7 protein-coding genes are annotated in these 9469 nt (G+C 39.4%); 1 reads left to right on the forward strand and 6 read right to left on the reverse strand.

Translation table 11 applies throughout. The features are described 5' to 3' along the window. Positions 1 to 459: 459 nt before the first annotated feature. From rpmB to GNE10_RS27090, 3 genes are all read right to left on the reverse strand, one after another. On the reverse strand, positions 460 to 696 hold the full coding sequence (rpmB, locus tag GNE10_RS27080; protein ID WP_099071802.1) for a 50S ribosomal protein L28: 237 nt from the start codon (positions 694 to 696) through the stop codon (positions 460 to 462). A gap of 194 nt (positions 697 to 890) precedes the next feature. After that, complete coding sequence (htpG, locus tag GNE10_RS27085; protein ID WP_185568590.1) at positions 891 to 2912, reverse strand: molecular chaperone HtpG; 2022 nt, start codon at positions 2910 to 2912, stop codon at positions 891 to 893. A gap of 316 nt (positions 2913 to 3228) precedes the next feature. Beyond that, positions 3229 to 3870: a bifunctional 2-polyprenyl-6-hydroxyphenol methylase/3-demethylubiquinol 3-O-methyltransferase UbiG gene (locus tag GNE10_RS27090; RefSeq protein ID WP_185568592.1), complete on the reverse strand. Its 642-nt coding sequence runs from the start codon at positions 3868 to 3870 to the stop codon at positions 3229 to 3231. A 530-nt stretch (positions 3871 to 4400) separates the two neighbouring features. On the opposite strand from GNE10_RS27090, the gene GNE10_RS27095 reads away from it, so the two are divergent. Then, positions 4401 to 5270: an N-acetylmuramoyl-L-alanine amidase gene (locus GNE10_RS27095; RefSeq protein WP_185568595.1), complete on the forward strand. Its 870-nt coding sequence runs from the start codon at positions 4401 to 4403 to the stop codon at positions 5268 to 5270. A 99-nt stretch (positions 5271 to 5369) separates the two neighbouring features. Here GNE10_RS27095 and GNE10_RS27100 read toward each other — a convergent pair whose 3' ends face one another. From GNE10_RS27100 to ribBA, 3 genes are all read right to left on the reverse strand, one after another. Further along, the gene (locus GNE10_RS27100; RefSeq protein ID WP_185568598.1) at positions 5370 to 6035 is read right to left on the reverse strand and encodes an RloB family protein; all 666 of its coding nucleotides are present in this window, start codon (positions 6033 to 6035) and stop codon (positions 5370 to 5372) included. A 5-nt stretch (positions 6036 to 6040) separates the two neighbouring features. Next, entirely contained in the window at positions 6041 to 7336 is a 1296-nt protein-coding gene (locus tag GNE10_RS27105) for an ATP/GTP-binding protein (protein ID WP_185568601.1), read from the reverse strand. 293 nt (positions 7337 to 7629) lie between these two features. Next, a complete protein-coding gene (gene ribBA / locus GNE10_RS27110; RefSeq protein ID WP_099072169.1) occupies positions 7630 to 9303 on the reverse strand; it encodes a bifunctional 3,4-dihydroxy-2-butanone-4-phosphate synthase/GTP cyclohydrolase II in 1674 nt (557 codons plus the stop codon). Positions 9304 to 9469 lie beyond the last annotated feature (166 nt).

Genomic DNA, 9469 nt, shown 5'->3' on the forward strand with positions numbered 1-9469 from the left:
CCCTCCCGAAGAGCGGGGAGGGGATTAAGGGGTGGGGTTTTTCGGGTTTAATAAGTAATCAAGCGGACATGATATAAGCTAATCTACACTTAAGTTGCATACTAAAAAAGTAAAGCTGCTTAAAAGCAACTATGCCACATCAACTAAGAACTTTTTTACGCCAGAACAGATCGCCCAGTTATATACCGTTTCACCTTAAGATTGACACAGATGGCAAGTAGGCAAAGCAGAGTAAGCGAGAAAACTAATTTAGATCAAAAATTTTGTGTAATGCTATTACACCAAGCAGCGTTATGTGAAGCTTTTAGAAGCTTAGCGCATTTATTCATACATATCTTTAATCCAAGTGTATTGCCATTACCATTCAAAATATAAAAAATAGGGTAGCACAACTGTTGCTACCCCACCAATGACCTGTATTCTCTTCTACAAAAATCTCAGGTTATCAATTGACATTAATTAGTAATGATTCAAGTTAATACCAGCTTCTTTTGCCATTGCTTCTATCCCTTTGGTTTCTAGGGATTTGATTGCTTTAGTAGAAAGCTTTAATTTCACCCAGCGATTTCCGCTCGGCCACCAAACACGCTTTACTTGTAGATTAGCGTGCTGAAGGCGTTTGTTACGGCGGTGGGAGTGGGAAACAGAATAAGCGTTATTTGCCTTCTTACCAGTTAGTTCACAGCGACGAGACATAGCAACTATCTCCAGATTTTTATTTTAATACAGCCTTTCCATTTTAGGGCTAAGGCAACAGAAGTGGAGAGGGGGATGGGGAAGTGGCTTCGCCAAGGGAAAAGGGAAAAGGGAAAAGGGAAAAGGGAAAAGGGAAAAGGGGACAAGGGGGAGAAAATCTTCCCAATGCCCAATGCCCAATGCCCCATGCGCCATTATTTACTGGCTTGTTCTGTCAGCTTAGTCAATACTTCATTCGATCGCTCAACAAAAGATTTCATCCCATCAGCGTCAAAGCCTTTTTGGGTCATGAGGGCTAAATCATAGACATGTTGGCAAATCATTTTGACTAACTGATCTGTGGGTGATTCACTATCTTCTTGAATGATACTGCCTTGGCTGAGATGCGCTAGGTTTTGAATCAGTGGATGAGCAGTATTCACTAGCAAAATGTGGTCTTCGGGAAATTCTGCTGTCTGCTGTGTCATCATGGCGTTCATTTCCCGCAGGCGGCGGAGAATTTCTGGTAACAGTACCATCGCCGGTGGTGTTCCTTGGGGATCGTCTGATTTTAAAGCTTCGGTGCGGATGTTGACTTTGGGCTTATTGAGGGATTTCTCAAATAATTCTTTGATGCTCTCGCTGCGGGTTTTGTTGGTTTTGGGATCGACTATTTCCTGTGCTTTGTCTTTGTCTAGCAGGGTGTTATCTAAGTCAGAGTCTACCCGTGTAAATTTGACATCATTGTATTCCCGCTCTAGGAAATTAATGAAGTGGGTATCGATGAAGGAGTCCATAAATAGAACTTCTAAACCTTGATTTTTGTGTAGTTCTATGTATGTGGCTTGGCTGGCTTCATCGGTGCTGTAGAAAACCCGGTTTTCGTGGCGTTCTTTGTTGCGTTCTAAGTATTCTTTGAGCGTAGTGTAAGGAGACTGGGTAGAGACGTGATTAATGGTGTCTGTACTCTGTGGAGAGTTAGGGGTGGGTGTAACATCTTGCCAAGCATCATCTTCACTAGATTGAACTTGAACTGAAGGAGTTTCGCTATTCTCTACTCCTGACTCCACATTTGCTATTGCCTTTGTGGTGCGAAAGATGATGATGTCTTCGATTTGTTTTTTGAATTTGTCGTCGTTGAGAACGCCAAATTTCACGAAAGTGCCGAGATCTTTCCAGATGCTAGTGTATTGTTCGCGGTTGTCGCGGAAAAGTTCTTTGAGGCGATCGCCGACTTTTTTGGCAATGTAATCACCAATGCGCTTCACGGTGCGATCGCCTTGCAATGCACTGCGGGATACGTTCAAGGGAATATCGGTACTATCAATTACACCCCGCATCGGCATCAAAAATTGCGGGATAATTTCTTCACAGTTGTCGCTGACAAAAACTTGATTGCAAAATAGCTTGATCTGACCTTTTGTGACATCTACATCCGGTCTCATTTTGGGAAAATACAAAATCCCGTTGATGATAAACGGATAGTCAGTATTCAGATGTACCCATAACAAAGGTTCTTCTTGGAAAGGATACAGATAGCGGTAAAACTCTAAGTAATCTTCCTTAGTCAGGTTGTTCGGAGACTCCCGCCACGGGGCTTTTTGTTTGTTTACTACTTCTCCATCCAGCTTAATTGGTACTGGCATGAAGTCACAGTAAGTCTTGACAAGATTCTTAATCCGTGCTGATTCGAGAAATTCTTCCTCTTCTCCTTGCAAGGTGAGAGTAATGGTAGTACCGCGAGTTGTGCGGGATGACTCGTCTAGAGTGAACGCAGGAGAACCATCACAACTCCAGTGAACCGCCTGCGCTCCTTCTTGGTAGGAGAGAGTATCAATTTCTACCTTTTGCGCCACCATGAACGAAGAATAAAAGCCAAGACCGAAATGACCGATGATGGGCTGGTCAGATTTGCCTTGATACTTATGAATAAATTCTTCAGCGCTTGAAAAGGCGACTTGATTGATATATTTCTTAACTTCATCGGCGGTCATGCCGATACCGTTATCAGAGATAGAGAGGGTCTTGTTATCTTTGTCAATGGCAATAACGATTTCTGGTTCGCCTATGTCTCCCGTGTAATCTCCGGCGCGGGATACCATTTTCAGCTTTTGGATGGCGTCTACAGCGTTAGATACCAGTTCCCGCAAAAAGATTTGGTGATCTGAGTAGAGGGACTTCTTAATGATCGGGAAAATATTTTCAGTATGAATACTGATAGTGCCTTGTTCTAACATGATTAGTAATCTTTGATGTTAGTATCTGAAATGATGATATCGCCCTCTGCTTTCAGGGATAAACCCGGAGAATACATGAGAGCATGATACCAATTAGGATTTTAAAAGCATAACTTAAGCGATCGCTGCTTGCTTGAGCGTTGTTTGCCCCCATTTGATGATTCGGATTTCCCTACTCCCCAGTAGAGGAGTGTTGACTGTTGACTGATGACTGTTGACTGGTGACTGTTGACTGATGACTGATGACGCTCGGAGTTATTATTCTTCCTCATCCTCCCCATCTCCCCATCTCCCCAATTCTCCCACTCCCAACTCCCTAACCACTGTGAGAATTTTTTTCTAACACCAAAAAATAATGGTAAGGATAGGTGGGATCGATATATTCTTGTTTGATAATAAAACCAGCGTTGACAACGGAGTTTAAAATCCGCTTTTTAGGGTATCCTTTGAGACCCATTTCCCAGTAATGCTCGTTACACACTGGCGTTGTACTCCAGAATTTGGGCACGTTGAGTAATAAATGCCTTGGTCTACCTGAGAAGGAAGTTTTGATTTGGAATGACAAATATTGAGTGCAATAAGGAATTGAAATCACTAAAAATTTCTTTGTTGCTTGTGCAAGTTTTTTTAAGGCTTGTTCTGACTGTTCGTAGGGGAAATGTTCCAGCACTTGAAACAAAACAATTGCATCAAATTTATTTTTGGGCAAAGAAAAATCTGTGGTCAAATCCAAAATCATATCTGGTTTGAGATTTGGGTCAATATCAGCAGTGGAAACGTTGTATCCATTGTTTTTTAAGAGGTCTGTTAATAGTGAATTAAAAATCCCAATTTCCAAAACATTTTTTACTTGATTACCGAGGGAAAAAATGAGACGTAACTGATGGTGGTAACTAATCAGGCGATTTTTTGATAAATATTCGGAATTTCTAATATCTAAGGAAGTGATGAGTTGCATAAATAATGCTTACCTTAACTGATGGAGTGACAAATGCAGTGAGCATACAACTAGAGGATTCCCAGAAAAATAGCGAAAATAACAGCACTATGATTTTAAGCGTATTTAAATAGTTCCATAGGCATATGAAGTCTGTACAGCAATTACTTAGGATGGCAACATATACTAGGTAACTCAAAAAAAAATTATTGCGCTTGGGGTCGTTGACTGTTGACTGTCAACGGTCAACAGTCTTCTGCGGAATATTTTTTACTTAGAAGTGCCCTAGTAACGTATTTTTCACTAAAATCAAGGTAGATAAAGATTGTTCTTTAGATACCATAGACGTTGAGGTAGTAAGGTTAGCTATACTACCTTACAAAGGCAAGTCAATTTACCTGTCTAACTTTCACGCACCTTTATGGCAATTTCCAGTTTGTTCAGTACTAGATGGGTCTTGAGGTGCAAAGATTTCCAGAAAAGTTTTTCAGATACGGTGAAAAATTCGCTTGAGCTATCAGTAATATCTATCGTTGTACGAGTATAAGAAAATGAGGTTTACAGACTGGGCGACTAGGGTAATGTTCATCTCGCTGATGTTCGCCGCTCTAATTATAGTGCTGCTGATTGGACGAGGGGTGCAAGTAGAAAATCATACAATTACATCTAATACATCAAAAACAGAGGTTACAGCCTGGAGTCAATACCCCCAGGCGCAATTGCAATCAGCCAAAGAACCAAACCAGAAATCTCAGGGTGTTCTCAAATCCCCAGTCAAGACAAATCAACCTCTCGCCAGGTACATCACCACTCAAGCTTTTGCACAGTACAGACCTAACTATCAAATTGTCTCAGTTGACCAAAGCAACTACGGAGAACGTTACACCACAGACCTGAATGGTAAACTTCTCAACAACCAACCAATTATTGTCCTCCATGAAACTGGTTATTCAGCTTCCAGTGCGATTAATTTTTTTCAAGTCGCTCATACTGATGAAAATGTCCAAGCAAGTTATCACGCTTTAATTAAGTTAGATGGGACGGTAGTTTATTTAGTACCGCCAGATAAACGCGCTTTTGGCGCAGGTAACTCAGTATTCGAGGGTTCAGAGGGTTTGGAAACTGTGCAAACTAATCCAAATTTGCCTCCGTCTGTGAATAATTTTGCTTACCACGTTTCTTTAGAAACACCACCAGATAGCTATGACAGTGGTAGCCAAGAAACTCATAGCGGTTACACAGAAGCTCAATATGATTCTCTTGCTTGGTTAATTGCTCAAAGTCAAGTTCCAGAAGATCGCATCACTACTCACAAATTAGTAGACCATTCTGGTAAAAAAGTTGACCCGATAAATTTTGATGGTAAAAAGTTTCTAGATTTACTAAGTACTTATCGTCAGGTCAGACCAATTTATAGATGAATTTAGTTTTTTCTATTTTTAAAAGGGTTTGGCGTTGACTGTTGACTGATGTTTGTTAACCGTCATCAGTCAACAGTGAAGAGTTAATGCTATGGGAAATCATTTAAATTCTTTTTGGTCTTGAAGTTTTTGAACTAAAATATGTACTTTAGTTGATGGATTACTACAGCTGTCTTCATTAGGGTGATTTTGTTCTAGTTTGACAGCATTAGTAAGTGCATTACCTAAATTTGGTTGAAGTTTTTGGTATAGTGTAATATCACTTTTATCATAACTTTGTCTTGCTTTCAAAACGCCTGCTTTTTTCATTTCTACTTCTAGCCTTGGGCATAATTCCTTATAGTTAGCAAAAGGAGCAGTTGTATAGGCATAATGAAGTAAAAACCAAAATTCAAAACAAGGGACTGAAGTTATACAGACAAAATTATTTTCCTGAGCTTTGAAAAGCGCCTGCTTAAATTTTTCAATTTTATTATCGTCATCAAAAACACAAAAAACTCGGTCAAATAGAAGTTGGTTACCCTTTTCAGTTTCTAGCTTATTTTCTTGAACTAAGCTACAGGTTTTATCTATAATTTTGAGAGGGTCGCCACCAGAAGCAGAAACTATTCTGATGTCTGTTGTAGATAACTTTAAGTCTTGCTTTAAGGCATTAAAATAATTATATTCCGTCTCTTGCCCTTCAACTACAATTAAAAAGTTATCTCTAGATTTTCTATTCCCTGAACGCCGTCTTAAATCATTAGTAGATTTTCCTTTTGGCATAAACCTTAAATACTTAAGCCATTAATAAAAGGAATTCCGCCATACCTACCTCGTAGATAACCTTTTTGTAGTGATTCGTCTTCACGAGGTTCAAAATCTAATAATGAATATAGCTTAGTCATACTTTTATCTTTTTCAGTAAACCAAACTTGATCTCGGCGTAGTATTTCTGCATCTAAAAGTATGGTGTCATGGGTTGTAAATATTAATTGAGCATTATTTTTATTAATTTCTGGATCGTTAAACATCTTAAGTAATGCTTTGGAAAGCACTGGATGTAAGCTTCTATCTAATTCATCCACCAACAATACTTCTCCGTATTGTAATACATATAACCACAGCCCAGCCATTTCAAATAAACGTTGTGTACCATCAGACTCATCGTCCATATCAAATTCTATTTCTTTATCAGAATCATTCATTTTATGAAGAGTTATCACATCTACTTTTTGGATATCATCAATTACGTCTCTCTCTAGTTGTTCAATTTCTTGTTTAATAAATTGATTAAAGTAAGATAATAGCCCTTCAGGTATAGGTTTTCGTTCTATTTTGATTCCGGAAATACCAATATCTGCTTGATTGAGCAATTTAGCAACTCTTTCTGGAAAAGAATCATCTTCATCAAATACGCTAAGAGTAAATTCAATAGCATGAGAACTTGGATTAAGAATATTTATTTCATCCTGAAACCATTCAAATATCTCTGTTAACTGAGGATGATTATTTTGTGCTGCATGGGATAAGAATAAAGAGTTAGAACGCACAAATTTTTTAATACGTAATTTTTCTCCCTTTAGTCCTTTGCCAAAAGACCATTTGTATCCTTCATCTACTTGAAATTTTGGATTATCTGGTATGTATTGGCGAGAAAACCAATTTTGTTGATGTTCATTTGGGTAGGCTATTAACCACTCTTCATATACGCGTTCTCGATTGAGAGACAATCCATATTCATAACGAATATCCTGATGAATAAAAATTACTTCAAAATTAGTAGGATTTTTTGCTGATTCGCTATTTAATTTAAATGGTTCAATAGGTAACTTTTCACCAACTTGCATTTTGGTAGCCGAGTTAATTACTAGTCTTCTCAGCGTTTGCATAGCCCGCAGTAAATTGCTTTTACCTGAAGCATTAGCCCCATAAATTACAGCACTACTAAGTAAGCGTAGCTTATCAGTATTCGGGATTATAAAAGTATTAGTATTCAGCATCTTTGCATCTTCAGATGCCACCATACTCAATGTTTGTTTTTCTTGTATCGAACGATAATTTTCTACACTGAATTCAATAAGCATAACTGTAATCTTAATTCGTTATCAAACAGAATTCAAGAGTAAGAATTCAGAATTCAGAATGAATTTAATTCCGAGTGATGAATGAATAAATGGGTTTAAGTACCTCGCCAAATTGAAAATTTGGTGATGCTTTTAACTAGCGAATCTAAATCTCCCATCCATTGCATTCAGAATTCTGAATTCTGAATTCTCTTTTAAGCATACAGGCATAATAAACAAATAGCTCTAGCCTTTGAGCTAGAGCTACATAACAAATTTAGATAAATTATGCGAATATGAGGACATAGTTTGTCCTATTTGCTAAAGCTGTAAATTTGTTGTGTCTCCAAGCGATCGCTAATCGATGAAGGCAGTGTACCATCTGAGAACGCCTGTCGGTCTAGTTGAACTTGTAAATTACTCAAGGGATCGCTACCAGAAGAAATCAGAAATTCTAGTTTCTGGATGTACGGTAAAGTTAAAAGTTTATCTAGAATCTGGAAGATTGCTTGCAGGTAAGGATGACCGCTTTGGCGATACCAATCACAGCTAGCAACTTTTGGCTGATCGAAACCCAAGTGTATTGTTAAAGATGGCTCGTCAAATAAAGCGATCGCTAAGGGACGCGCCTCTTCTTGCAATAATAAATCGTAGGTTCTTGCCAAATGTCGCAGTATTTCTAAGCGTTCATAGCGTTTTGTCACCAACTGCGGGTCATCTTGCCAGTGAATTGCTACTGTTACTAAATAAGTTTGTAACAGCATGTGACCAAGCTTTTTAGCTTTTGTTGCCAGGTAATAAGAGTTGTAGTCATTGGCCTCAATTAATAATGGCACGCGATCGACTACTTCCAAGCCGTAACCCTTGACTCCAGCAATTTTACGGGGATTATTGGTAATTAGGCGAATCTTTTTTACACCCAAATCCATGAGCATTTGCGCTCCCATACCGTAGTCTCGCAAGTCGGCGGGAAATCCCAAACGCTCGTTAGCTTCTACTGTATCCAATCCCATATCTTGCAAAGAATAGGCTTTGAGTTTATTAATCAAGCCGATTCCTCGTCCTTCTTGGCGCAGGTATACAACTACACCTTGACCGGCATTCTCAATCATTTTGAGTGCCGCTACCAGCTGCATCCGACAATCGCAACGCAAAGAACCCAAAGCATCACCAGTTAAGCATTCTGAGTGCATCCGCACCATCACCGGCTCATCTTTGAAATTAGCTGGATCTCCCTTGACAATCGCCACGTGTTCTGTATTATCCAAAGTGTGGCGGTAAGCGTAAATTTGAAACTGACCGAATTGACTGGGCAGCTTAGTAACAACCTCACGATACACCAGGCGATCGTGTTTAAGGCGATAACTAATTAAATCTGCAATACTGATAATTTTTAAATTGTGATGTCTAGCATATTCAATTAACTGCTGTAACCGCGCCATTGAGCCATCAGGATTTTGAATTTCACAAATGACTCCTGCTGGGTATAATCCTGCTAAGCGAGCTAAGTCCACAGCGGCTTCTGTATGTCCTGCACGTTTAAGTACCCCTCCAGCTTTCGCTCGAATGGGAAAAATATGTCCGGGACGACGTAAATCGCTAGGTTTTGTAGCTGGATTGAGAGTAACCTGGATAGTGCGGGCGCGGTCTTCGGCTGAGATGCCTGTTGTCACCCCCAAATGGGGGCCAGCGTCGATACTAACAGTGAAGGCTGTCTGATTAGTATCTGTAATATTACTCACCATTAAGGGTAAGTCTAATTCGTCTAAGCGATCGCCTGTCATTGCCAAACAAATTAACCCTCTAGCTTCCACCGCCATAAAGTTAATCATGTCGGGTGTAGCAAATTGGGCAGCACAAATCAAATCGCCTTCATTTTCTCTATTTTCATCATCCACTACCACAATGACACGACCGGCTTTGAGGTCTGCCAAGGCGGCATCAATTGTATCAAATTGAAAAACTTGGGTAGTCTTAAGCTGTGACACAGAAAGATTTCCAGCTACCTAACGTAAATTTTTTTAACAATTTCTTCTTTTAGATTGTAGCTCCTTTATAAGCCAGAGAAGTAGACTAGCAATGATTTGATAACATGGCAAAAATTTCTGCCACTATGGGGGACGTAGGGATATGGGGATATGGGGATATGAGGAC

The sequence above is a fragment of the Nostoc sp. 2RC genome, assembly GCF_014222165.1.
In the GTDB taxonomy this organism is placed as follows: Bacteria; Cyanobacteriota; Cyanobacteriia; order Cyanobacteriales; family Nostocaceae; genus Nostoc; species Nostoc linckia.

Coding starts and splice junctions, on each gene's coding strand:
- rpmB (WP_099071802.1), bottom strand. CDS start 696: ATGTCTCGTCGCTGTGAACTAACTGGTAAGAAGGCAAATAACGCTTAT.
- htpG (WP_185568590.1), bottom strand. CDS start 2,912: ATGTTAGAACAAGGCACTATCAGTATTCATACTGAAAATATTTTCCCG.
- GNE10_RS27090 (WP_185568592.1), bottom strand. CDS start 3,870: ATGCAACTCATCACTTCCTTAGATATTAGAAATTCCGAATATTTATCA.
- GNE10_RS27095 (WP_185568595.1), top strand. CDS start 4,401: ATGAGGTTTACAGACTGGGCGACTAGGGTAATGTTCATCTCGCTGATG.
- GNE10_RS27100 (WP_185568598.1), bottom strand. CDS start 6,035: ATGCCAAAAGGAAAATCTACTAATGATTTAAGACGGCGTTCAGGGAAT.
- GNE10_RS27105 (WP_185568601.1), bottom strand. CDS start 7,336: ATGCTTATTGAATTCAGTGTAGAAAATTATCGTTCGATACAAGAAAAA.